The organism is Allobosea sp. P4_C6 (assembly GCF_056402015.1).
In genome coordinates, this window is record NZ_JBFUIF010000288.1 from 1 (window position 1) to 917 (window position 917).

Annotated in this window: 1 protein-coding gene; it reads right to left on the bottom strand. The window is 58.6% G+C overall.

What is annotated here, in order from left to right; all coding sequences use genetic code 11:
- Positions 1 to 183 (bottom strand): transposase (locus tag AC1DVA_RS28720; RefSeq protein WP_476808056.1); only part of this gene is annotated, 183 nt, incomplete at its 3' end.
- Positions 184 to 917: the final 734 nt, after the last annotated feature.

Here is a 917-nt window from a genome sequence, read left to right on the forward strand (position 1 = left end):
CTTCAGACGCTTCACCTGGTCGGACTTCAGCCCGCCAAACTCCTTGCGCCAGCGATAATACGTGAACGCCGTCACGCTGATGGCCCGGATCGCCTCCGCGACCGGGCGCCCCTGGGACAACAGCACGTCGACCTGCCGCAGCTTCGCGACGATCTCTTCAGGCTTGTGCTTCTTCTGCGGCATCGCGGGCATCCTCCAAAGGCTCAAAACGCCTACTTCAGGGAGGGCCACTTTTCAGGGGGCAGGCCACAGCTCGCACGGTACGCTGTCTATTTCCCTCTGGTGAGGGGTTAATCTCGCTTTGGGCGATTGAAGAAGCCGTTCACGCAGAGGCGGCATCTTGAGCCGCTCGGCAAAGAGCGCTCCGAGCTCTTCGTACAGGTGTTCCACGATCTCGCCGCGGCTCACAATGAATCGACCACCTGCCTATGAAACGAGCGACTGAAGAGTGAGAGGGAAGGCTTTGGAGGTCTCCAGCGTCGATTCCCGGCAGGGCCGAAATCTAAAAAACTGATCGCAAAAAGTGGCAAGGAGCCGCTGTTGTTTACACAATGCCAATTAGTCGGCAGCCAAGGGAATGCTAAGCCCTTGAAAACTTGCCCTCTATCGCTCTCTTTACGGTTTTCCGTTCGTCTCTTCCCGTTCTAGCTCGACCTGTCGATTCATCGTCTCCAGGTCGCTGTGGCAGCGCTTGAATGGCCGCACTCCTGCGGCCATGTTTGCGATGAGGAGCATGCTCCGAATWGGTCGGTGTGCTCGATCGTCGGCCGGATCGTCTTGGACCGGATGTGATCCGGGTGCGGTCGACCGTCAGTTCCGAGTATTGCGCAGAAATTCCGCCAGCCGAGTGCTCCGGGGATTGCCGAATATCTCCGCGGGCGGGCCATCCTCGACGATCCGACCCTGTTCCATGAATA